Annotated in this window: 22 protein-coding genes and 1 pseudogene; 21 read left to right on the top strand and 2 right to left on the bottom strand. The window is 72.2% G+C overall.

What is annotated here, in order from left to right; translation table 11 throughout:
• Nucleotides 1-2: 2 nt before the first annotated feature.
• The gene (locus K8W59_RS13495) at nucleotides 3-2,243 is read left to right on the top strand and encodes a [protein-PII] uridylyltransferase (RefSeq protein ID WP_223394697.1); all 2,241 of its coding nucleotides are present in this window, start codon (nucleotides 3-5) and stop codon (nucleotides 2,241-2,243) included.
• Between the two features lie 69 nt (nucleotides 2,244-2,312).
• Complete coding sequence (gene ffh, locus K8W59_RS13490) at nucleotides 2,313-3,869, top strand: signal recognition particle protein (RefSeq protein WP_223394695.1); 1,557 nt, start codon at nucleotides 2,313-2,315, stop codon at nucleotides 3,867-3,869.
• On the opposite strand, the gene K8W59_RS13485 is transcribed toward ffh, so the two are convergent.
• Nucleotides 3,862-4,407: a GtrA family protein gene (locus tag K8W59_RS13485; protein WP_223394693.1), complete on the bottom strand. Its 546-nt coding sequence runs from the start codon at nucleotides 4,405-4,407 to the stop codon at nucleotides 3,862-3,864. The genes ffh and K8W59_RS13485 overlap by 8 nt on opposite strands.
• A 56-nt stretch (nucleotides 4,408-4,463) precedes the next feature.
• Between K8W59_RS13485 and K8W59_RS13480 the strand changes: the two genes are divergently transcribed.
• The 19 genes and pseudogenes from K8W59_RS13480 (at nucleotide 4,464) to K8W59_RS13390 (ending at nucleotide 21,409) form a co-directional block, all read left to right on the top strand.
• Complete coding sequence (locus K8W59_RS13480) at nucleotides 4,464-5,537, top strand: amidohydrolase family protein (RefSeq protein ID WP_223394691.1); 1,074 nt, start codon at nucleotides 4,464-4,466, stop codon at nucleotides 5,535-5,537.
• Nucleotides 5,538-5,714: 177 nt separating this feature from the next.
• A pseudogene (rpsP, locus tag K8W59_RS13475) lies at nucleotides 5,715-6,161 on the top strand (30S ribosomal protein S16); the annotation flags it as partial.
• A 134-nt stretch (nucleotides 6,162-6,295) separates the two neighbouring features.
• A complete protein-coding gene (locus tag K8W59_RS13470) occupies nucleotides 6,296-6,538 on the top strand; it encodes an RNA-binding protein (RefSeq protein WP_223399802.1) in 243 nt (80 codons plus the stop codon).
• A 68-nt stretch (nucleotides 6,539-6,606) separates the two neighbouring features.
• Nucleotides 6,607-7,155 carry a ribosome maturation factor RimM gene (gene rimM / locus K8W59_RS13465; protein ID WP_223394687.1) on the top strand — a complete coding sequence of 183 codons (549 nt, stop codon included), beginning with the start codon at nucleotides 6,607-6,609 and terminating at the stop codon, nucleotides 7,153-7,155.
• A gap of 125 nt (nucleotides 7,156-7,280) precedes the next feature.
• On the top strand, nucleotides 7,281-8,903 hold the full coding sequence (locus K8W59_RS13460) for a peptide ABC transporter substrate-binding protein (RefSeq protein WP_223394685.1): 1,623 nt from the start codon (nucleotides 7,281-7,283) through the stop codon (nucleotides 8,901-8,903).
• 132 nt (nucleotides 8,904-9,035) lie between these two features.
• On the top strand, nucleotides 9,036-10,052 hold the full coding sequence (locus K8W59_RS13455; protein ID WP_223394683.1) for an ABC transporter permease: 1,017 nt from the start codon (nucleotides 9,036-9,038) through the stop codon (nucleotides 10,050-10,052).
• Entirely contained in the window at nucleotides 10,045-10,971 is a 927-nt protein-coding gene (locus tag K8W59_RS13450) for an ABC transporter permease (RefSeq protein WP_223394681.1), read from the top strand. The genes K8W59_RS13455 and K8W59_RS13450 overlap by 8 nt, the downstream gene beginning before the upstream one ends.
• A gap of 10 nt (nucleotides 10,972-10,981) precedes the next feature.
• Nucleotides 10,982-12,034, top strand: a complete 1,053-nt coding sequence (locus K8W59_RS13445) for an ABC transporter ATP-binding protein (protein WP_223394679.1) — start codon at nucleotides 10,982-10,984, stop codon at nucleotides 12,032-12,034.
• Entirely contained in the window at nucleotides 12,031-13,077 is a 1,047-nt protein-coding gene (locus tag K8W59_RS13440; RefSeq protein ID WP_223394677.1) for an ABC transporter ATP-binding protein, read from the top strand. Before K8W59_RS13445 ends, K8W59_RS13440 begins: the two co-directional genes overlap by 4 nt.
• Nucleotides 13,074-14,084, top strand: coding sequence for a Kelch repeat-containing protein (locus K8W59_RS13435; RefSeq protein WP_223394675.1), 1,011 nt, complete (start codon nucleotides 13,074-13,076; stop codon nucleotides 14,082-14,084). Before K8W59_RS13440 ends, K8W59_RS13435 begins: the two co-directional genes overlap by 4 nt.
• A 13-nt stretch (nucleotides 14,085-14,097) precedes the next feature.
• Nucleotides 14,098-14,856 carry a tRNA (guanosine(37)-N1)-methyltransferase TrmD gene (gene trmD, locus K8W59_RS13430; RefSeq protein ID WP_223394673.1) on the top strand — a complete coding sequence of 253 codons (759 nt, stop codon included), beginning with the start codon at nucleotides 14,098-14,100 and terminating at the stop codon, nucleotides 14,854-14,856.
• A gap of 180 nt (nucleotides 14,857-15,036) precedes the next feature.
• Nucleotides 15,037-15,387, top strand: a complete 351-nt coding sequence (gene rplS, locus K8W59_RS13425) for a 50S ribosomal protein L19 (protein WP_223394671.1) — start codon at nucleotides 15,037-15,039, stop codon at nucleotides 15,385-15,387.
• Between the two features lie 24 nt (nucleotides 15,388-15,411).
• Nucleotides 15,412-16,167, top strand: coding sequence for a signal peptidase I (lepB, locus tag K8W59_RS13420; protein WP_223394669.1), 756 nt, complete (start codon nucleotides 15,412-15,414; stop codon nucleotides 16,165-16,167).
• Entirely contained in the window at nucleotides 16,164-16,880 is a 717-nt protein-coding gene (locus K8W59_RS13415; protein ID WP_223394667.1) for a ribonuclease HII, read from the top strand. The genes lepB and K8W59_RS13415 overlap by 4 nt, the downstream gene beginning before the upstream one ends.
• Nucleotides 16,881-16,882: 2 nt before the next feature.
• Nucleotides 16,883-17,191, top strand: coding sequence for a DUF2469 domain-containing protein (locus K8W59_RS13410; protein ID WP_223394665.1), 309 nt, complete (start codon nucleotides 16,883-16,885; stop codon nucleotides 17,189-17,191).
• Nucleotides 17,192-17,293: 102 nt separating this feature from the next.
• Nucleotides 17,294-17,659, top strand: a complete 366-nt coding sequence (locus tag K8W59_RS13405; protein WP_223394663.1) for a YraN family protein — start codon at nucleotides 17,294-17,296, stop codon at nucleotides 17,657-17,659.
• Entirely contained in the window at nucleotides 17,656-19,251 is a 1,596-nt protein-coding gene (locus tag K8W59_RS13400) for a YifB family Mg chelatase-like AAA ATPase (RefSeq protein ID WP_223394661.1), read from the top strand. The genes K8W59_RS13405 and K8W59_RS13400 overlap by 4 nt, the downstream gene beginning before the upstream one ends.
• A complete protein-coding gene (dprA, locus tag K8W59_RS13395) occupies nucleotides 19,248-20,405 on the top strand; it encodes a DNA-processing protein DprA (RefSeq protein ID WP_223394659.1) in 1,158 nt (385 codons plus the stop codon). Before K8W59_RS13400 ends, dprA begins: the two co-directional genes overlap by 4 nt.
• A 104-nt stretch (nucleotides 20,406-20,509) precedes the next feature.
• Nucleotides 20,510-21,409: a tyrosine recombinase XerC gene (locus K8W59_RS13390; RefSeq protein ID WP_223399801.1), complete on the top strand. Its 900-nt coding sequence runs from the start codon at nucleotides 20,510-20,512 to the stop codon at nucleotides 21,407-21,409.
• On the opposite strand, the gene K8W59_RS13385 is transcribed toward K8W59_RS13390, so the two are convergent.
• Nucleotides 21,357-22,094, bottom strand: coding sequence for a M23 family metallopeptidase (locus tag K8W59_RS13385; protein WP_223394657.1), 738 nt, complete (start codon nucleotides 22,092-22,094; stop codon nucleotides 21,357-21,359). The two genes, K8W59_RS13390 and K8W59_RS13385, sit on opposite strands and share 53 nt — an antisense overlap.
• Nucleotides 22,095-22,129 lie beyond the last annotated feature (35 nt).

The raw sequence follows: 22,129 nt of genomic DNA, 5'->3' as shown, positions 1-22,129 counted from the left end.
CCATGACCGCCACTGGACGCCGCGAGCGGACCGCCGCGGCCGACGCGCTGTGCGCCAAGGCGTACGACGTGGAGGGCGGCCCCGAGACCGGGGTCGCCCTCGTGGCGGTCGGCGGGTACGGCCGCGGCGAGCTGGCGCCGTACTCCGACCTGGACGTGGTGCTGGTGCACGACCCGGAGGCCGACCTCGGCGGGCTGGGGGAGCGGCTGTGGTACCCGCTGTGGGACACCGGCGCCCGGGTGGACCATGCGGTCCGCACACTGCCGGAGATGGTCGAGCAGGCCGCCGCGGACGTTCGGGTGGCGCTGGGGCTGCTCGACGTGCGGCACCTGGCCGGCGACCCGAACCTGACGCTGCGGCTGCGGGCCGCCGTCCTGGGGGACTGGCGGCGCTCCGCACGGGATCGGATCCCCGAGCTGCGCGAGCTCACCCGGCGCCGGCACGCCTCCGTCGGAGAGCTCGGGCACGCGGCCGTCCCGGACCTCAAGGAGGCCGAGGGAGGGCTGCGGGACGCGGTCGTGCTGGCCGGGCTGGTCGCGACCTGGCTGGTCGACGTGCCGCCGGAGGTGCAGCGGGTGCGAGGGCGGCTGCTGGACGTGCGGGACGCGCTGCACGAGGTGGCAGGCCGGGGGAGCGACCGCATCACGCCGGAGCTGTGGGGGCCGCTCGCCGAGACGCTGGAGTGGCCGGACGAGGCGGCCGCGCAGCGGCGGGTGCGCGAGCTCGGGCGGCGGCTGACCCACCTGTCCCGGCTGGCGTGGCGACGCGCCGGCGGGGTGATCGACCGGCCAGGGCGTGCGGGGGACGTCCGCGGGCCGGCCCTGGAGCCGATCGGGCACGGCCTCGCCTTGTCACGGGGCGAGGTCGTGCTCGGTCGCCGTACCCGGCCCGACGCGGACCCCACGCTGCTGCTGCGGGCGGCCGCCGAGGCCGCCGAGCGGGACGCCGTGCTGGCGCCGGCCACGGCGGCGCGCCTGGTGCGGGAGGGGAGTCCGCTGCCGGAGGGGAGTCCGCTGCCGGAGCCCTGGCCGCCGGAGGCCCGTCAGCTGCTGGTGCGGCTGCTGGTGGCCGGGCCGGGCCTGCGCGAGGTGTGGAGCACGCTGGAGGAGACCGGCGCCCTGGCCCGGATCCTGCCGGAGTGGGACCGGATCCGGCTGCTGCCGCACGCCTCGGTGATCCACCGCTACACCGTGGACCGGCACGTCGTGGAGACGTGCGTGGAGGCCGGGCCGCTGATCCGCCGGGTCGCCCGGCCCGACCTGCTCGCCGTGGCCGCGCTGCTGCACGACATCGGGAAGGGCGGCCTGGTCGAGCACTCCGTGGCCGGTGAGCCGATCGCGTGCGAGGTAGCCGCCCGGATGGGCTTCTCGCCCGAGGACCGCGTGACCATCGGGCTCCTGGTGCGACACCATCTGCTGCTCGCGCGGGTGGCGAGCAGCCGCGACCCCGACGACCCGGCGACCGCCGCGGGGATCGCCGACGCGGTCGGCTCCCGCGAGGCGCTGGCCCTGCTGCGCGCGTTGACCGAGGCGGACGCGCGCGCGACGGCACCGCAGGCCTGGACGGCCTGGCGGGCCGGTCTGGTGGACGCGCTCACGGCCCGGACCGACGCCCTGCTCGCCGCCCGCGAGGCCGGGAGCCCCGCCCCGCGCCCCGTGCAGGCCGACATCCCCGTGCCCGCCGAGGTCGTCGCGGACCCCGCGGCGGTGTCGTTCCGGATCGAGCCTTCAGGCGACGGTGGCCGGGTGGTCGTGGTCGCCACCGACCGGGTCGGCCTGTTGGCCGACGTCACCGCCGTCCTCGCCCTCTCCCGGCTCTCGGTCCGCGGCGCCCGGGCGTGGAGCCAGGCCGAGCACGCCGTGTCGGTGTGGGACGTCAGCGACGTCGAGGTCGACCCCGCGGTGCTGCGCCAGCGGTACGACGCCGTCCGCTCCGGCCGCCTCGACCCCTCCGCCCGCTTGCGCCCCGGACCGGGCGGGCCGGCCGCGAGCGTCGCCGTACGTCCCGAGGCGTCGACCCGGGCCACCGTGCTCGAGGTCCGCGCCGGCGACCACCGCGGCGTCCTCCACCAGGTCTGCGCCGCCCTGGCCGGTCTCGGGATCTCGGTCCGCTCCGCGCACATCGACACCCTGGGCCCCCAGGCCGTGGACGTGTTCTACCTCCAGGAGGAGGCGGCCGGTGCGCTCTCGGAGCCGCGGGGCGCTGCCGCGGCGCATGCGGTGCGGGCTGCGCTCACCGGTTAGGCTGGGGCGATAGCCACGGGCGTCGTGCGAACGCCCCTCACCACCCCTCACGAGGACTGACTCACCACCGTGTTCGCCACACTCTCCGACCGGCTCACCGACACCTTCAAGAACCTCCGCGGCAAGGGCCGCCTCTCCGAGGCCGACATCGACGCCACCGCGCGGGAGATCCGGATCGCGCTGCTCGAGGCCGACGTCGCGCTGCCGGTGGTCAAGCAGTTCGTGGGCGCGGTCAAGGAGCGGGCCCGCGGCGAGGAGGTCAGCGGGGCGCTGAACCCGGCCCAGCAGGTCGTCAAGATCGTCAACGAGGAGCTCGTGGAGATCCTCGGCGGCGAGACCCGGCGGCTGCGCTACGCCAAGAGCGGCCCGACCGTCATCATGCTCGCCGGCCTCCAGGGCGCCGGCAAGACCACGCTCGCGGCCAAGCTCGCGCTGTGGCTCAAGGGCCAGGACAAGACCCCGCTCCTGGTCGCCGCCGACCTGCAGCGCCCCAACGCGGTCAACCAACTGCAGGTCAACGGCGAGCGGGTCGGCGTACCCGTCTTCGCGCCCGAGCCCGGCAACGGCGTCGGCGACCCGGTGCAGGTCGCGCGGGCCGCGCTGGAGGAGGCCAAGCGCACCCTGCACGACGTGGTCATCATCGACACCGCGGGCCGGCTGGGCGTCGACGCCGACCTGATGCAGCAGGCCGCGGACATCCGCGACGCCACGCAGCCCGACGAGGTGCTCTTCGTCGTCGACGCGATGATCGGCCAGGACGCGGTCACGACCGCGCAGGCGTTCCTCGACGGGGTCGGGTACGACGGCGTGGTGCTCACCAAGCTCGACGGCGACGCCCGCGGTGGTGCGGCGCTCTCGATCCGGCAGATCACCGGCAAGCCGGTCATGTTCGCCTCCGCGGGCGAGAAGATGACCGATTTCGACCTCTTCCACCCCGACCGGATGGCCTCCCGGATCCTCGACATGGGCGACGTGCTCACCCTGATCGAGCAGGCCGAGAAGGCCTTCGACTCCGACCAGGCCATGAAGGCCGCCGAGAAGCTCGGCACCAAGGGCGGCTTCACCCTGGAGGACTTCCTCCAGCAGATGCAGCAGGTCCGCAAGCTCGGGTCGATGAGCAAGATCATGGGGATGCTGCCCGGGATGGGGCAGTTCCGCGACCAGCTGGAGAACTTCGACGAGCGCGAGATCGACCGGATCCAGGCGATCATCCAGTCGATGACCCCCGCCGAGCGGGACAACCCGAAGATCATCAACGGCTCCCGCCGGGCCCGGATCGCCAACGGCTCGGGCCGCACCGTCAGCGACGTCAACACCCTCATCGACCGGTTCTTCGAAGCGCGCAAGATGATGGAGCAGATGGCGCGCGGCGGCGGGATGCCCGGCATGCCGGGCATGCCCGGGATGCCAGGCGCCGGGGGAGCCCGCAAGCAGAAGGGCAAGCAGAAGCCCGCCAAGGGCCGCCGCCGCTCCGGCAACCCGGCCAAGGCGGCCGCGCAGAAGAAGGCGGCCGACAAGGAGTCCGCCGGCGCGAACCCGTTCGGGCAGCCCGGCGAGGAGATCGACTACGAGAAGGCCGCCGCGGCGCTGGACCTGCCCAAGGACTTCTCCAAGTACCTCAAGTAGCCCGCCCCTCGCCACGGTGGAGGGTCCGCACCGCGGCGAAGGTCCAGACCTTGTTCAGCACGAACGAGAGCGGCGTGACCACCCCGATCACGATCAGCTGGGCCCAGTAGAGGCGGGTCCGCAGCCCACTCGAGTCGTCGAGCAGGTCTCGCGGCAGCGCGATCGGCGAGCCCGGGTGCATCAGCAGGGTGAGCAGGAGCAGCCCGACGGCCTGGCCCAGCAGGCCCACGGCGAGGAACGGGACGTACTCCCGCAGCCAGCGGGCGTGGCCCGACGAGCCGAAGGTCCAGGTCCGGTTGAGCTGGTAGTTCCACAGGTTGGCCACGAGGAACGCGACGGTGGAGTAGACGTGGTACCAGCGCACGTGGAATTCCCCGAAGGGCAGCGGCAGCGCCTCCACGTCCACCCCGGGACCCAGCCGCTTGACCAGCACGAGCACGAGCAGGTTGACCACGACCCCGGTGGCGCCCACCAGCGCGAAGCGGGCCAGCAGCCGGACGTTGTGCCGGTGGCGGGCCAGGAGGGCGGACGGGGTCACGCGGCGACCCTAGTGGGGGTGGCCCCACGCGGGCCCGGAGCCGGTACGTTCGCTCCATGACCGCGCTGAGGTTCACCGGACCGGCCCTTCCCGACGGGGAGAGCGTCGAGGTGTACGTCGTGGACGGGCGGATCACCTACGAGCCGCAGGCGGGCGCCGAGACCGCCGCGTCGGGCTGGCTGGTCCCCGGCCTGGTCGACGCGCACTGCCACATCGGCCTGGAGGAGGACGGTGCCGGAACCGACGAGCAGGCCGAGGCGCAGGCGATCTCCGACCGCGACGCCGGCGCGCTGCTGCTGCGCGACTGCGGGTCCGCCCTCGACACCGCCTGGATGCACGATCGCGACGACCTGCCCCGGCTGATCCGCTGCGGCCGCCACATCGCGCGCACCCGCCGCTACATCCGCAACTACGCCCACGAGGTCGAGCCGGAGCAGCTGGTGGAGTTCGCCGCGCAGGAGGCCCGCCGCGGCGATGGCTGGATCAAGCTGGTGGGGGACTGGATCTCCCGCGACACCGGCGATCTGGCCCCGTCCTTCCCGGCCGAGACGTTCGCGGCGGCGATCGACGCGGCCCACGCCGAGGGCGCCAAGGTGACCGCGCACTGCTTCGGCCCCGACGTGCTGCCCGGCCTGATCGCGGCGGGCATCGACTGCATCGAGCACGGCACCGGACTCTCCGAGGACCTGGTCGACGCGATGGTCGAGCACGGGACCGCTCTGGTGCCGACGGTCATGCAGCTGGACAAGTTCCCCGAGCACGCGCAGGCCGGGGAGGCCAAGTTCCCGGCGTACGCCGCCCGGATGCGCGACCTCTACGAGCGGATGCCCGCGACGATCATGGCCGCCTACGAGGCGGGCGTGCCGATCTACACCGGCACCGACAACGGCGGAGTGACCCGGCACGGCAACATCGCCGGCGAGGTCGCCGCCCTCAACCGGATCGGCATGCCGGCCGTGGACGCCGTCGCCGCGGCGAGCTGGCGAGGCCGGGAGTGGCTGGGCTGGAACTCCGGGCTCGAGGAGGGGGCTCCCGCCGACTTCGTGGTCTACGACGCCGACCCGCGCGCCGACCTGGGCGTCCTGGCGAGCCCCACCCGCGTCGTGCTGCGAGGCGCCGTCGTGGCGTGAGCCCGGGCGGATTCGGCGGCGCCGTACTCCTTCTGGCAGAATCACCCGCTGAGTCCTGCGTGCTCCGGACCCTCTCACCCGGTGCACACAGGCCCCGCGAGTACGGCGTCCGGTCCCCACCTGGCAGCGCCGGGCTCATCCACCGTTCTTTTAGCTCATCGAGGAGACACCACACCCGTGGCCGTCAAGATCCGCCTGAAGCGCCTGGGCAAGATCCGGGTTCCGCAGTACCGCATCGTCGTCGTCGACTCGCGCAAGAAGCGCGACGGTCGCGTCATCGAGGAGATCGGCAAGTACCACCCCAAGGAGGACCCGTCCTACATCGACGTGGTCTCCGAGCGGGCGCAGTACTGGCTCGGCGTGGGCGCGCAGCCCTCGGACGCCGTGGCCGCGATCTTCAAGATCACCGGCGACTGGCAGAAGTTCAAGGGCGAGCCGGGTGCCGAGGGCACCCTGAAGACCGCCCCGGAGAAGAAGTCGAAGCTCGACATCTTCAACGAGGCCCTCAAGGACGCGCAGAGCGCGCCCAAGGAGGAGGCCGTCACCAAGAAGGCCGCCAAGAAGAAGGACGAGGCGGCCGCCGCTGACGCCGAGGCCGAGAAGAAGGCCGCCGAGGAGACCGCCGGCCAGGAGACCGCCGTCGAGGAAGCCTCCGACGCCCCGGCCGAGGAGCGCCAGGAGGTGGCCGAGGCCATCGAGGCGAACGAGGCCACCGAGGGCACCGAGGAGAAGGCGACCGACGAGTCGTGAGCTCCGCGATGCTGGCCGAGGCGCTCGAGCACCTGGTGCGGGGCGTCGTGGACAACCCCGACGACGTCACCGTGCGCGACAAGCGCGTGCGGGGCGGATCGCTGCTCGAGGTCCGGGTCAACCCCGAGGACCTCGGCAAGGTGATCGGCCGCTCCGGCCGCACCGCCACCGCGTTCCGCACGGTCATGTCCGCCCTCGCCGGCCGAGGCGGCACCCGGGTCGACTTCGTCGACACCGACCGGCGTCGCTGAGCCGCCTGCCGAGCACCGCGCCACGGGCGCCGTTCCCCCCGGGGAGCGGCGCCCGTAGCCTTCTCCGGGTGGAGGAGATCGAGGTCCTGGTCGGTCGGGTCGGGAAGCCGCACGGCATCCGCGGCGAGCTCACCATCGACGTACGCACCGACGAGCCCGACCGCCGCTTCGCCCCGGGCGCCTCGTTGCGCACCGCGCCGGCCCGCGACGCCGCCGAGGCTCCGCCGGAGCGGCTGACGGTGGCCCGCAGCCGGTGGCACCAGCAGGTCCTGCTGGTCGCCTTCGAGGGCGTGGAGGACCGTACGGCGGCCGAGCGGCTGCGGGGCACCCTCCTGCACGCCACGCTGGCCCCCGACGCCGTGCCCGAGGACCCCGAGGAGTTCTACGACCACCAGCTGGTCGGCCTCGCGGTGGTCGACACCGAGGGCCGCGAGCTGGGGGAGCTGACCGGGGTGCGGCACAACGCAGCGCAGGACCTGCTGGAGGTCCGCACCACCGACGGACGCGAGGTCCTGGTCCCGTTCGTGGCCGCGCTCGTCCCCACCGTGGACCTGGCCGCCGGGCGGCTCGTGGTCGCCGACCGGCCCGGCCTGGTCGCACCCTTCCCCGAGGAGTGAAATCCGGACGGCAACGTTCCCATAACGGTCCGGTGTCGGTGGTTGATCCAGGTCACATTTGAGACGAATGTATGCGCCGGAATCGCCTGCGCGGGAAACCTTCCGCCGGCTCGTCAGGAGGACACATGAATCTCAGCAAGCCCATGCGAATGACCGCGGTCGCCGCGGTGTTCGCACTCGGCCTCACCGCCTGTGGCGGCGGTGGCGGCGGAACCGACAACGAGGGCAGCGGCAACAACGCCGGCGGCGAGCCGACCGGTCAGCCCGGCGGCACGTTCACCGCCGAGGTCACCGAGCCGACCTTCCTCGCTCCCTTCTCCAACTGCTACGAGTCCGAGTGCTCGAAGATCCTCGACCTGATCAACGAGCCCCTGGTCAACGTCGACTTCGAGTCCGGCGAGCTGCAGTACGACGGCCTCCTGGAGAGCGTGGAGTCCGAGGACAACCAGACCTGGACCCTCAAGATCAAGGACGGCTACACCTTCCAGAACGGCGAGCCGGTGAACGCCGAGGCGTTCATCCGCGCCTGGGAGTACTCCGCCAACCCGAAGAACGCTCAGGCGACGGCGGGCTTCCTCAGCCGCATCGAGGGCGCCGGCAAGGCCAAGGGCCTCAGCGGCGTCACGGCGGTCGACGACCAGACCCTCGAGGTCAAGCTGAACGCCCCGTTCTCCCAGTTCGGCCAGATGCTCTCCTACACCCCGGCGTTCGCTCCGATCGCCCAGGAGTGCATCGACGACGTCAAGGCGTGCAACGAGGAGCCCATCGGCACCGGCCCCTACATGATGGACGGCCCGTGGAAGCACGACGAGAGCATCTCCGTCACCAAGTGGCCCGACTACCAGGGCGACGCCACGGCGACGGCGGACAGCATCGACTTCCAGATGTTCACCGACCCGACCGCCGCGTTCCGTGACTTCCAGAACGGCGGCCTGGACGTGATCAGCCTGGCTCCGGAGGTCTACCTGGAGGCCAAGGGCCAGCTGGGCGACTCGATCATCGAGGAGCCGACGGCGACCCTGACCTACATGGGCTTCCCGACCAAGGAGAAGCCGTTCGACAACCCGCAGGTGCGCCAGGCGATCTCCATGTCCATCGACCGCGACCAGATCGTCGAGCAGGTGCTCAACGGCCTGGCCTACCCGTCGACCGACATCGTCACGCCGCCGATCCCCGGCTCGCGCGACGACGCCTGCAACTACTGCACCTACGACCCCGAGCAGGCCAAGCAGCTGCTCGAGGAGTCCGGTGTGGACCCGGCCGGCCAGACCATGCAGTACTACTTCAACTCCGACGCCGGTCACGACCAGTGGGTCGAGGCCGCCGCCCGTCAGGTCCAGGAGAACCTGGGCTTCGACTACAAGCTGAACAGCCAGGAGTGGGCGAAGTACCTCACCTTCCTGGACGGCCAGAAGTTCACCGGCCCGTTCCGTCTCGGCTGGTCGCTGGACTACCCGTCCCCGGAGAACTACGTGCGCCCGATCGTGGGCACCGACGGTGACTCCAACTACACCGGCTACTCCAACCCCGAGCTGGACAAGAAGCTCGAGGAGGCCGACCAGGCCGGCTCCCTGGACGAGGCGATCAGCCTCTACCAGGAGGCCGACGACATGGCGCTGGAGGACATGCCGATCCTGCCGATGTGGAGCGGTGGCACGGCCATCGCCTACTCCGACCAGGTCGGCGACGTGCGCTACGACGTGGGACAGGGCGAGATCGCGTTCAACGAGATCTCGGTGACCCAGTGAGGCTGATCCTCACGCCGGTTCAACTCCGCTGATCGGTCTGCACTGACCAGCGAGTAACCTTCTCGGACGGGGCCGGGCCAGTCATTGGCCCGGCCCCGTTCCGGGCCCACACGCACGACCGGAAGGACTCCCATGGGCCGCTATGTCGCCCGCCGACTCCTGCAGTTCATTCCCGTCATCATCGGGACGCTTTTCCTGCTCCACCTGCTCAGCGTCATCACGATCCAGACCGTCGGCGACCCGGTGCGCGCACTGTTCGGTGAGAACGCGCCCCCCGACGAGGTGATCCGCCAGCTCCAGACCGAGTACGGCCTGGACAACAAGTGCCTGCGCGGTGGTGGCATCTACCCGTTCAACCCGTGCATCGGCATGTTCTTCGAGCGCATGGGGCAGTACCTCAGCTTCGACTTCGGCGTGAACTTCCGCGGCCGACCGGTCACCGAGCTCTTCATGGAGCGGATCGGCGTGACCCTGCGGATGACCGTCATCGCCCTGATCTTCGAGACCGTCGTCGGCATCCTGCTCGGCATCGCCGCCGGCCTGAAGAAGGACAAGTTCGTCGACAACTTCGTCCGCTTCTCCACCGTCATCCTGATCGCCATCCCGGTCTTCGTCTTCGGCTCGCTCGCGCTGCTGTTCATCGGTCTGAAGTTCGGCCTGATGCTGCGGGAGAGCACCTGGGCGCCGGAGTGGCTGGGCCAGATGTTCAACGTCGGCTACAACGAGGAGTACCCCTGGCTCAGCCTGTTCCTACCGGGCCTGGTGCTGGGCGCCTTCTCACTGGCCGCGATCGCCCGCCTGACCCGCACCAGCCTGATCGAGAACCTGAGCTCGGACTACGTGCGCACCGCCAAGGCCAAGGGCCTCACCCGCCGCCGGATCATCGGGGTGCACACGCTGCGCAACTCGCTGATCCCCGTGGTGACCTACATCGGCATCGACGTGGGCCTGCTGCTCGGCGGCTCGCTGGTCACCGAGGGCATCTTCAACGTCCCCGGGGTCGGCCAGCTGGTCTTCCAGGCCACCCGAGCCAACGACGGGGCGGTGATCCTGGGCGTCGTCACGATCCTGACCGTCGTCTTCTTGGTGGCCAACCTGATCGTCGACATCCTGTACGCCGCACTCGACCCGAGGATCCGCTATGAGTGACATCTCCGCCGCCGCCGCGCCCGCTCCGGCCACGGGGGAGCCCGGCGGCACCCCGTCGGGCAAGACCCGCAGCCTGTGGGGCGACGTACGCTATTCGCTGGTCCGCAACCCGGTCTTCTGGTTCTCCCTGATCCTGGTGATCGTGGCCCTGCTCTTCTCCGCGTTCCCGCAGTGGTTCGCGGGGCCCGACCCGGTCTCCCGCGGCGCCTGCGACCTGGACAACGCCCGCGTCGGCCCCTCGGCCGAGCACCCCTTCGGCTACACCGTGCAGGGCTGCAGCATGTGGGACTCCCTGGTCTGGGGCACCCGCAAGTCCGTGGTCGTCGCGATCATCGCCACCACGGCCACCGTGATCCTGGGCGTCACCATCGGCACCCTCGCCGGCTGGTACGGCGGCTGGGTGGACTCGGTCCTGAGCCGGCTCACCGACATCTTCTTCGGTCTGCCGTTCCTGCTCGGCGCGCTGGTGTTCCTGGCGATCTTCCAGACCCGCAACGAGTGGTCGATCGCCGCGGTGCTCTCGATCTTCGGCTGGACGTCACTGGCGCGCGTGATGCGCGGCTCGGTGATCTCGGCCAAGCAGCGCGACTTCGTCGACGCGGCGCGAGCGCTGGGGGCCCCGGACGGCTTCATCATCCGCAAGCACATCCTGGCCAACTCGATCGCGCCGGTGATGGTGCTGGCGACCATCGGCCTGGGCGGCTTCATCAGCGCGGAGGCGACGCTGACCTTCCTCGGTGTGGGATATCAGCGGCCCACGATGTCGTGGGGCCTGCTGGTCAGCGAGGGACAGACCCTGGTCTTCGCCGGGTTCTGGCACCTGCTCGTCTTCCCGTCCATGTTCATCGTGGTCACCTGCCTGGCGTTCATCCTGTTGGGTGACGTGCTGCGTGACGCGCTGGACCCCCGTACCCGTTAAGGAGACCTGAATGTCCGAGGTCATGACCGACGAGCCCGTCAAGCGGGGTCGGGACCCGCTGTCGAAGGTGAAGTTCGACCAGTACGCCCCGCTCCTGGAGGTCGAGGACCTGCAGGTGGAGTTCAATACCCGCGACGGCATCGCGCACGCGGTGAACGGGGTGAACTTCACCCTCAACCCCGGCGAGACCCTCGGCATCCTGGGGGAGTCCGGCTCCGGCAAGTCCGTGACCGCGCAGGCGATCATGGGCATCCTCGACGAGCCGCCCGCCCGGATCTCCCAGGGCCAGGTGCGCTACCGCGGCGTCGACCTGCTCACCATGGACGAGGGCACCCGACGGCACGTCCGGGCGAACAAGATCGCGATGATCTTCCAAGACGCCCTGTCCTCGCTGAACCCCGTCTTCACCGTCGGGTGGCAGCTGAGCGAGCTGTTCCGCCAGCACCAGGGCCTCTCCCGCAAGGACGCCAAGGCCAAGGCCGTCGAGATGCTCGACCTGGTCGGCATCCCCGGCGCCAGGGGGCGGATCAACGACTACCCGCACCAGTTCTCCGGCGGCATGCGGCAGCGCGTGATGATCGCGATGGCCCTGGCGCTCAAGCCCGACGTGATCATCGCCGACGAGCCCACCACCGCCCTGGACGTGACCGTCCAGGCCCAGGTGATGTCCCTGCTCGCCGACCTGCAGAAGGAGATGCAGCTCGGGCTGATCCTGATCACCCACGACATGGGCGTGGTCGCCGACGTCGCGGACAAGATCTGTGTGATGTACGCCGGCAACGCGGTCGAGCAGGCCGACGTCTTCCAGACCTACGAGGCGCCGGCCCATCCCTACACCAAGGCGCTGCTGGAGTCGATCCCGCGGGTGGACCAGAAGGGCCAGGAGCTCACGGTCATCAAGGGCCTGCCCCCGACCCTGACCGACCCGCCCTCGGGCTGTGCCTTCCACCCGCGGTGCACCTTCGCGCGCGACCGCTGCCGCGAGGAGAAGCCGCCGCTGTACGACGTACCCGGCGGGCGCACGAGCGCCTGCCATTTCTGGGAGGAGGTGATGGACAAGTGAGCACCACGACCCCCGCTCCGGAGGCCGAGCGCGCCGGAACGAGCGCCGAGCCGGTGCTGCAGGTGCGCGACGTGCGCAAGTACTTCCCGCTCACCCAGGGCATCGTGTTCAAGCGGACCATCGGCCACGTCAAGGCCGTCGACGGCGTCTCCTTCGACCTGCACAAGGGCGAGACGCTGGGCATCGTGGGGGAGTCCGGCTGTGGCAAGACCACGCTGGGTCGCACCCTCCTCGGTCTGGAGACGCCGACCGACGGGTCGATCAAGCTCAAGGGCCGGGAGATGGTCGGCCTGTCGCCGAAGGAGCTGCGCCGGGCCCGGCGCGACATCCAGATCGTGCTGCAGGACCCCTACTCCTCCCTCGACCCCCGGATGACGGTCGCCGACATCGTCGGCGAGCCCTTCGACATCCACTCCGACGCGCTGCAGGGCCGGTCCAAGCAGGCCGCCGTGCAGGAGCTGCTGGAGGTCGTGGGCCTCAACCCCGACCACATCAACCGCTACCCGCACCAGTTCTCCGGCGGTCAGCGCCAGCGCATCGGCATCGCCCGCGCGCTGACGCTGCGCCCGGACGTCATCGTCTGCGACGAGCCCGTCTCGGCGCTCGACGTGTCGGTGCAGGCGCAGGTGGTCAATCTCTTCGAGCGGCTGCAGAAGGAGTTCGGGCTCGCCTACGTCTTCATCGCGCACGACCTGTCGGTGGTGCGGCACATCTCGGACCGGGTGATGGTGATGTATCTGGGCAAGGCCGTCGAGATCGGCGGTGACAGCGACATCTACGAGCACTCCACGCACCCCTACACCCAGGCGCTGCTGTCCGCGGTCCCGGTGCCCGACCCGCGCAAGGCCGGCGCCCGCGACCACATCGTGCTGCAGGGCGACGTGCCCAGCCCGGCGGACCCGCCCTCGGGCTGCCGGTTCCGCACCCGCTGCTGGAAGGCCGAGGACATCTGCGCCACCGAGGAGCCGCTGCTCCAGATCCGCGACTCCTCCGGGCACCCGTCGGCCTGCCACTTCGCGGCCGAGCGGGACATCCGCGCGTGACGCTGCGGACCCTCGGGTCCCTGGCGGCGACCCTCGTGGTCGTCGCCGGTGTCGCCGGATGCGGCGGAGGGGAGGGTCAGACCCCCTCCGCCGAGTCCGGCTCGAGCAGCGCCGGCACGAGCACGGTCGAGACGGCCACCAGCTCCGAGGTCTTCCCCCAGTGGGAGCAGGCCGGCACGATCGAGACCCCGCGCGACGACTTCGGGACCTCCGTCATCGGCCGGAGGATCTGGATCATGGGCGGGATGACCGGCGAGCGGGGCAACCGACTCACCTCGGTGGAGGTGCTCGACACCCGCACCGGGGAGTGGACGACCTCCGACATCGAGGTGCCCGTCGGGCTGGCGTCATTCGAGACCGCCGCCGTCGGCCCGCGGATCTACCTCTTCGGCGGCCTGGACAAGAACGCCAAGGCGACCGACTGGGCGGGGGTCCTGGACACCCGCACCGGCCGCTGGCGCCGGCTGCCCCCGCTGCCGAACGCCCGCTACGCGCACACGGTCACCCTGCACCGCGGGAAGATCTACGTGGTCGGCGGTGAGAACAACAAGGCCCAGCAGGTCGCCGCGGTCGACGTCTTCGACCCGCGCACCGAGACATGGAGCACCGCGACGACGCCGATGCCCGGGCCACGCAACTCCCACGACACCCTGTCCACCCCCCGGGGCCTGATGGTCGTGGGCGGCTTCGACGCCGACGGGCCGTCGGCACGGGTCGACCTCTTCGACCCCGAGACCGGCCGCACCCGCGAGGTGCCCGACCTGCCGCGCACCATCTCCCGCGGCGGCGGCGCCGTCGCGGACGGCAAGGTCTGGTTCTCCTGGCACGAGTACAGCTACGTCCTCGACCTGGCCGATCCCACCCGGTGGCAGGAGGGCAACCCGATGACCGTGGCCCGCCACGGTCAGGGGTTCGTCCCCGTGGGGGACTGGATCTACAACATCGCCGGCTGCTCGGCGAACCCGCTGCGCGACGTCCGCACGGTCGACCGGCTCCCGCTGGGCTGAGAGGCTGCTCCGCGTGCGGATCGACGTCGTCTCCATCTTCCCGGACTACCTCGCGCCCCTCGACCTCTCGCTGCCCGGGAGGGCGCGCGCCTCGGGGCTGCTCGACCTGCACGTGCACGACCTGCGGGACTGGACCCGCGACCGGCACCGGACGGTCGACGACACGCCGTACGGCGGCGGCGCCGGCATGGTGATGAAGCCCGAGCCGTGGGGGGAGGCGCTGGACGAGGTGGTCTCGACAGGCTCGACCAGCGATGAGGGGCGCTCGACCAGCGATGAAGGGCGCTCGACCAGCGATGAGGGGGGCTCGACCCTGATCGTGCCGACCCCGAGCGGGGTCCCGCTGACCCAGGCGCTGGCGCGGGACCTGTCCACCCGCGAGCACCTGGTCTTCGCCTGCGGCCGCTACGAGGGCATCGACCAGCGGGTGATGGACCACTTCGCCGACCGCGTGGAGGTGCTGGAGGTCTCCCTCGGCGACTTCGTCCTCAACGGCGGCGAGGTGGCCGCGCTGGCGATCATCGAGGCCGTGGTGCGCCTGCTGCCGGGGTTCATGGGCAACGCCGCGTCCCTGGACGAGGAGTCGCACGAGGACGGTCTGCTGGAGTACCCCGTCTACACCAAGCCCGCCTCCTGGCGGGGGCTGGACGTGCCGGAGATCCTGCTGTCCGGCGACCACGGGCGGATCGCCGCATGGCGCCACGACCAGCGGGTACGCCGTACTCGCGAGCGCCGCCCGGACCTGCTCCCGCCCGGACCGATTTCGGACTGAGGCGCCTCCTCTGGCAGACTTGCCCCTTGGTCCGCTCGGGCCGAGGTCGCCCGGAAGTCACACCCCGGGGACCGGCGTACCGCACCTGCCACAGGGGGCGCGGCGCCCGGCCGCACGAGCGACCCGACGCACGACCATCAACGAGTCGCGGTTGACCTGTGGCACCTGCGAGGAGCAACCATGAGCAAGCTCGTCACCGACCTGGCCGCCGCCAACAAGCGCACCGACATCCCGGAGTTCCGCGCCGGCGACACCGTCAAGGTGCACGTGAAGGTCACCGAGGGCAACCGGTCCCGTGTCCAGGTCTTCCAGGGCGTGGTCATCCGCATCCACGGCTCCGGCATCGGCCGCACCTTCACCGTCCGCAAGGTCTCCTTCGGCGTCGGCGTCGAGCGCACCTTCCCGCTGCACTCCCCGATCTTCGAGCAGATCGAGGTCGTCACCCGCGGTGACGTGCGCCGGGCGAAGCTCTACTACCTGCGCAACCTGCGCGGCAAGGCCGCCAAGATCAAGGAGCGCCGCGAGTCCTGAGGGGACTCGGTCTAGGCTCAGCGCGTGACCTCGTCCTCCCCGGTCTCCGACGCGCCGAAGAAGAAGGCGAAGAAGCAGCTCCCGCTCTGGCAGGAGACGATCCTGCTGCTGGGGCTGGCCCTGGTGCTGGCGATCGTGCTGAAGGCCTTCTTCATCCAGGCGTTCTACATCCCCTCGGAGTCCATGGAGCCGGGACTGGTCGAGAACGACCGGATCCTGGTGGAGAAGCCGTCCTACTGGGGCGACGGGCCCGAGCGCGGCGACGTGGTCGTCTTCAAGGACCCGGGCGGCTGGCTCTCACCGGCCGACTCGGCCGGGCCGACCAACCCACTGGCCCAGGTGATGGTCAAGATCGGGCTCTACCCCGAGGGCGGCCACCTGGTGAAGCGGGTCATCGGCGTCGAGGGCGACACGGTCAGCTGCTGTGACAAGCAGGGGCGCGTGTCGGTCAACGGCGAGCCGTTGGACGAGGCCTCCTACGTCAAGAAGTCGCCCGGCATGACCTGCAACGGCCCCATGGTCAACGACTGTGCGCGGCCGTGGAAGGCCGGTCCGATCCCCGAGGGCCGGATCTTCGTGATGGGCGACAACCGCGCACGATCCGCGGACTCCTCGGCGCACCTGTGCGACGCCACGATGGAGACCGACTGCACGAACGCCGGCGCGTTCGTCCCGACCGATCTGGTCGTCGGCAAGGTCTTCGTGCTGCTGTGGCCGCGAGAACGGTTCTCCTGGCTCGCACGTCCCGACACCTTCGCGGACGTGCCGGACGCCTCGTGATCGGCCTGCCCAAGGGCGTGACCGTGCGTCGGGACGCCGGGCTCTACGGCTATGAGCGGGCCCTGCGGCGCGCGGGGATCGAGCCGATCGCCGGCGTCGACGAGGCCGGGCGCGGCGCCTGTGCGGGGCCGCTGGTCGCCGGGGCCGCCGTCCTCCCCGAGGGGCGGGCGGGGATCGTGCCCGGGCTGGCGGACTCCAAGCTGCTCACCCCCGCCGCCCGCGAGCGGGCCTATGACCAGGTCGTCCGCCGAGCCCTCGCCTGGTCGGTGGTGGTCGTCGAGCCCGAGGAGTGCGACCGGCTCGGGATGCACGTGGCCAACGTGGAGGCGCTGCGCCGTGCGGTGGCGCTGCTGGACATCCGGCCGGCCTACGTGCTGACCGACGGGTTCCCGGTGGACGGCTTCGACGTCCCCGGTCTGGCGGTGTGGAAGGGCGATCGGGTGGCCGCCTGCATCGCCGCGGCGTCGGTCCTCGCCAAGGTCACCCGGGACCGGATCATGGTCGAGCGCGACCGGGACTGGCCGGCGTACGACTTCAAGACCCACAAGGGCTACATCACCGACGTGCACGAGGCCGCGCTGCGCGCGCACGGCCCCTGCCCGCAGCACCGGATGCGGTTCGTCAACGTGCGCCGGGCGGCCGGGCTGGAGCCGGAGGGTGAGGACCGGCCGGATAGTGTCGGCACCCTGCCCGACGACGTGCGCGAGGAGTGAGGATGAGCGCGGAGGATCTCGAGAAGTACGAGACCGAGATGGAGCTGACGCTCTACCGCGAGTACCGCGACGTCTCGAAGATCTTCAAGTACGTCGTGGAGACCGACCGGCGCTTCTACCTGTGCAACCAGGTCGACGTCAAAGCGCGCACCGAGGCCGGCGACGTGTTCTTCGAGGTCTCGATGAGCGACGCCTGGGTGTGGGACATGTACCGTCCCGCCCGCTTCGCCAAGAACGTCAAGGTGCTGACCTTCAAGGACGTCAACGTGGAGGAGCTGAGCCCCTCCGACATCGAGCCGCCCAAGACCTGATCGGGGCCAGTTCCCGTCCACAGGCCCCTCTCCGGGCCCGCTCCGGGCCCCGCCTGTGGATAAGGCAGGGTGGGTGTCCGCCGCCGCGGCGAGGCTGGCCGCATGACGGAGAACCACAACCGCTCCCTGGGGGCGTACGGCGAGGACGTGGCCGCCCGGCACCTGGTCGAGCAGTGCGGGATGGTCCTGCTGGACCGCAACTGGCGCTGCCCCGAGGGCGAGATCGACCTGGTGCTGCGGGACGGCCCGGTGCTCGTGTTCTGCGAAGTGAAGACCCGGACGTCGCTGTCCTACGGCACCCCCCACGAGGCGGTGACCCGGCGGAAGGTGGCGCGGATGCGCCGGCTGGCCGCCGCCTGGCTGAGCGCCCAGGACCGATTCGTCCCCGACGTCCGGCTCGACCTGGTCGCGGTGCTGCGCCGCCGCGAGGGCGCCCCGGTCGTCGACCACGTGGTGGGGCTGGGATGAGCGGGGTGGCGACCAGTCGGTCGATCTCGCTGCAGGGTGCGGTCGGCCACCTGGTCGACGTCCAGGTCGACGTCTCGCCCGGGTCGGTCGGGGCGACGATCGTCGGGCGCGCCGACGTCACGCTCAACGAGGCCCGCGAGCGCTGCCGGATGGCGATCACCAACGAGCACCTGACCTGGCCGGCCACCCGGCGGGTGACGATCCTGCTCTCGCCGGCCGACCTGGCCAAGCGGGGGACGCACTTCGACCTGGCCATCGCCGTCACGGTGTTGGCCGCCTCGGAGCAGGTCGAGGCCGACGCGCTCCGCGACACCGTGCTCATCGGCGAGCTCACCCTGGACGGGCGGCTCCGCTCGGTGCCCGGGGTGCTGCCGATGGTGATGGCCGCCTCCGCGGCGGGCGTGCGCCGGGTCTTCGTGCCCGAGCCGCAGGCGCGGGAGGCGGCGATGGTGCCCGGCATGGCGGTCTTCGGGATGCGCTCCCTGGGGCAGGTGGTGGCCGAGCTGAAGGGGGTCGAGGTCCCCGAGGCGCCCGAGGTGGCGCCGATGTCGGGCACCCGGCTGCTCTCCTGGCGCGGGGACGCCCGGCGCGACGAGGTCGACCTCGCCGACCTGCACGGCTTGGACGATGCCCGGTTCGCGTTGCAGGTCGCCGCGGCCGGCGGGCACCACCTGATGCTCGAGGGGCCGAAGGGATCGGGGAAGACCTCCCTGGTCGAGCGGCTGCCCGGGATCCTGCCCGACCTGAGCGCCGAGGAGCGGCTCGAGCTGACCGCGATCCACTCGCTCGCCGGTGCCCTGGAGCCGGGCGACGGCCTGCTGCGCCGGCCGCCGTACTGCGCCCCGCACCACAGTGCCAGCGCCGCCAGCCTGCTCGGCGGCGGCTCGGGGCGGGTCCGCCCGGGGGAGCTGAGCCGGGCGCACGGCGGCGTGCTCTTCCTCGATGAGCTGCCGTTCTTCCACACCGACGTGCTCGAGGCGCTGCGCCAGCCGATGGAGAGCGGCGAGGTGACCATCGCCCGGGGGGAGGAGACCGCCACGTTCCCGGCCCGCACCATGCTCGTGGTCGCGGCGAACCCGTGCGTGTGCGGCAACTACGGCACCGGCATGCAGCACCGGTGCACCTGCACCGAGCAGCAGCGCCGGACCTACCGCGCTCGGCTCAGCGGCCCGCTGATCGACCGGATCGACATCACCCGCCATGTGGTGGCGGCCCGCCCCGCGCCCGAGGACGTCCCGTGGGGGAGCCCGGCGGCGACGACCGCCGAGGTCCGAGCCGTCGTCGAGGCCGCGCGCGAGCGGCAGTCGCGGCGCTGGGCGGGGCGCAGCTGGCGGCTGAACGCGCACGCGCCCGGCCCCGTCCTGTCTCGCGAGTTCCCTCTACCCGCCCCGGCCCGCGGGGTGGTCGACGAAGAGGTCTACGCCGGCCGGCTGTCCCGCCGCGGCGCGACCCGGGTGCACCGGATGGCCTGGACGCTCGCGGACCTGTCCGCCGCGGACGCGCCGACGGCCGAGCACGTGACCGCCGCGCTCGCGCTGCGCGGCGGTGACCCGCTGCCGCTGTCCGCCCTCGACCTGGAGGTCGCGGGGTGAGGGCGCCGGAGGAGGAGCGGCTGGCGCGCGTGGCGCTGAGCCGGATGACCGAGCCCGGGGCGACCGGGGTCCTCGGGCTGGTGACGCAGCTGGGCCCGGTCGCCACCTGGCGGCAGCTCGTCGAGGAGCGGGCCTACATCGACGTGGCCGAGGAGGATCGCCGTCCCGGGGAGGACGCGCGCCTGCGCGCCGCCGACCTCGACCCCGCCCGCGACCTGGCCCGAGCCGCCGACCAGGGGATCCGGTTCGTGGTCCCGGGCGACGAGGAGTGGCCCGACCAGCTCTCGCAGCTGGCCGGGGTGGAGATCCACGGGCGCGGCGGCGTCCCGGTGGGGCTGTGGGTGCGCGGCCCGATGAGCCTGGGCGAGCTGCAGCACTCGGTCGCCGTGGTGGGCTCGCGCGGCGCGACGACGTACGGCGCCGACATCGCCCTGGAGATCGGCGGCACCCTGGCCAAGGCGGGCGTGGTGACCGTCTCGGGTGCCGCGATCGGGATCGACTACGCCGCCCACGACGGGGCGCTCAAGGCCGGCGGCCGGACCGTGGCGGTGCTCGCCGGGGGCGTGGACCGGCCCTACCCGCCCCGGCACGCCGCCTTGATCCGGCACCTGGCAGCCGAGCACGCGCTGGTCTCCGAGGCACCGCCGGGGTCGGCGAGCCACCGGCTGCGCTTCCTCGGGCGCAACCGGCTGATCGCCGCGCTCACCGCGGGCACGGTCGTGGTCGAGGCGGCGATCCGCAGCGGCGCACTCAACACCGCCCGCTGGGCCGACAGCCTCTCCCGGGCCGCGATGGGCGTCCCCGGGCCGATCACCAGTGCACTGTCGCAGGGCGTGCACGAGCGGATCCGCGAGGGCGCCATGACCCTGGTCAGCAACGGCGCGCAGGTGCTGGAGCTGGTCGGGGCGCCGGGGGAGCACCTGCTCGAGGTGCCCTGGGAACCGCCGAAGCCGCGCGACGCGCTGTCCATCCGGCAGCGGCAGATCCTCGACGCCGTCCCCGTCGCCGAACCCGTGCTGGTGGACTCGATCGCCCGAACCGCCGGGATCGGCCTGAAGGAGACCTACGAGAGCCTGATGCGGCTGGAGAAGCGCGAGTTCGTGGCCCGCCTGGGCAGCGGCTGGCTGCTCGGACCTCGGGCGCTTGAGAGCTGACGCGTGGGCGCGACCTCCCGCTAGACGCGGGGGCGGCGCCGTACCGTTGCGGCGTGACCACGTCCGCGAACGCCGGGCCGGCCCCGGAGGAGCTCCCCGAGGCGATGGCGAGGGTGCTCGGCGACTACGAGCGGCACCTGGCCGTCGAGCGGGACCTGACCGCCCACACCGTGCGGGCCTACCTCGGCGACATCGCCTCGCTGCTCGAGCACGCCCGCCGGCTGGGCGACACCGACGTCACCGACCTCGACCTGCGCACCCTGCGGGGGTGGCTTGCCCAGCAGCAGACCCGTGGCCGCTCCCGCACCACCGTGGCTCGACGGGCCACCGCGGCACGCGGGTTCACCGCCTGGTTGGCCCGCACCGGCCGCATCCCGGTGGACGTCGGCGCGGCGCTCGGGTCGCCGCGTGCCCACCGCACCCTGCCGTCGGTGCTGCGGGCCGACGAGGCGGCGGACCTGGTCCGCGCCGCCGCGGAGCTGGCCGACGACGGGAGCGCGGTCGGGCTGCGCGACGTGGCGATGCTCGAGCTGCTGTATGCGACCGGCATCCGGGTCGGGGAGCTGTGTGGCCTCGACGTGGATGACCTCGACCGCGACCGCAACGTGGTCCGCGTGCTCGGCAAGGGTCGCAAGGAGCGGACCGTGCCCTTCGGCGGCCCGGCGGCCGGTGCCCTGGACCGGTGGCTGCGCGAGGGACGCCCGGCGCTGGCCACCGGGACCTCGGGGCCCGCGGTCTTCCTCGGCGCCCGCGGCGGGCGGATCGACCAGCGCGCGGTGCGCACCCTGGTGCACCGGCGGATCGCCGACGTGCCGGGCGCGCCCGACATCGGGCCGCACGGCCTCCGGCACACCGCCGCGACCCATCTGCTCGAGGGTGGCGCCGACCTGCGCTCGGTCCAGGAGCTGCTGGGCCACGCGTCCTTGGCGACGACCCAGCTCTACACCCACGTCACCACGGACCGGTTGCGACAGGCCTACCGCCAGGCGCACCCCCGGGCGTGAGCACCGGCAGGCCCGCCACCGCCACCAGCGACGGCCACCGGGCCGCCAAGGGCCGCCACCCGCCGGTGGAGCGCCCGGATCCGGCCGGCAGGTCCCGCCACAGGGGGAGCAGTCGCACCGGTCCACCCCCGACCAGGTCCAGCGGGTCGAGGTACGTCTCGCCGCGCAGCCAGCCCCAGTGCAGGCACGCCGAGGGCGAGCAGTGCGACCCCGCTCCCTCCAGCACACCGATCCGCCCGCCCTTCGGCACCTGCTGGCCGACCCGCACCCGGGCGGCCACAGGTTCGTACGTCGTGCGCGTGCCGTCGGGGTGGGTCACCGCGACCACGCCCCGGCCGGCGAGGCGGCCGGCGTAGGACACCCTCCCCGCCAGGGCAGAGCGCACCGGCTGCCCGACGCGGCCGCGCAGGTCGACGCCCCGGTGCCCGGACCCCCAACGCTGGGCGGGCGGGTCGAAGTCGGCCACCACGTCGGGCTGGGGCACCAGCGGCCACACGCCCACGGGGTCGGGGGAGGGGCGGGACGAGGCCCACGATGGCGGCCCTTCCACCGCCGCGGCCGCGGCCGCGGCTCCCGTCTGACGCACCGTGCCGTCGACCGGCGCCAGCACGAGGCCGGCGACCAGGACGATCAGCGACAGGAGCCTGGCGGCTCGCTCGGGGGTCTCACGACGGTGGAAGGGCATGGCGACACCCTGCACCCGGTGCGGCGGTCGCGCCG

Source organism: Nocardioides rotundus, assembly GCF_019931675.1.
GTDB lineage: Bacteria > Actinomycetota > Actinomycetes > Propionibacteriales > Nocardioidaceae > Nocardioides > Nocardioides rotundus.
The sequence above is the reverse complement of the archived record's forward strand: the minus strand, read 5'-3'. Positions and strand labels throughout refer to the sequence as shown.

Bases quoted from the DNA above. Each gene is read 5' to 3' on its own strand.
- K8W59_RS13445 (WP_223394679.1), top strand. From the start codon at position 10,982: ATGTCCGAGGTCATGACCGACGAGCCCGTCAAGCGGGGTCGGGACCCG.
- K8W59_RS13455 (WP_223394683.1), top strand. From the start codon at position 9,036: ATGGGCCGCTATGTCGCCCGCCGACTCCTGCAGTTCATTCCCGTCATC.
- K8W59_RS13385 (WP_223394657.1), bottom strand. From the start codon at position 22,094: ATGCCCTTCCACCGTCGTGAGACCCCCGAGCGAGCCGCCAGGCTCCTG.
- K8W59_RS13405 (WP_223394663.1), top strand. From the start codon at position 17,294: ATGACGGAGAACCACAACCGCTCCCTGGGGGCGTACGGCGAGGACGTG.
- K8W59_RS13400 (WP_223394661.1), top strand. From the start codon at position 17,656: ATGAGCGGGGTGGCGACCAGTCGGTCGATCTCGCTGCAGGGTGCGGTC.
- K8W59_RS13410 (WP_223394665.1), top strand. From the start codon at position 16,883: ATGAGCGCGGAGGATCTCGAGAAGTACGAGACCGAGATGGAGCTGACG.
- K8W59_RS13450 (WP_223394681.1), top strand. From the start codon at position 10,045: ATGAGTGACATCTCCGCCGCCGCCGCGCCCGCTCCGGCCACGGGGGAG.
- rplS (WP_223394671.1), top strand. From the start codon at position 15,037: ATGAGCAAGCTCGTCACCGACCTGGCCGCCGCCAACAAGCGCACCGAC.
- K8W59_RS13390 (WP_223399801.1), top strand. From the start codon at position 20,510: ATGGCGAGGGTGCTCGGCGACTACGAGCGGCACCTGGCCGTCGAGCGG.
- K8W59_RS13480 (WP_223394691.1), top strand. From the start codon at position 4,464: ATGACCGCGCTGAGGTTCACCGGACCGGCCCTTCCCGACGGGGAGAGC.
- K8W59_RS13460 (WP_223394685.1), top strand. From the start codon at position 7,281: ATGAATCTCAGCAAGCCCATGCGAATGACCGCGGTCGCCGCGGTGTTC.
- K8W59_RS13495 (WP_223394697.1), top strand. From the start codon at position 3: ATGACCGCCACTGGACGCCGCGAGCGGACCGCCGCGGCCGACGCGCTG.
- K8W59_RS13470 (WP_223399802.1), top strand. From the start codon at position 6,296: ATGCTGGCCGAGGCGCTCGAGCACCTGGTGCGGGGCGTCGTGGACAAC.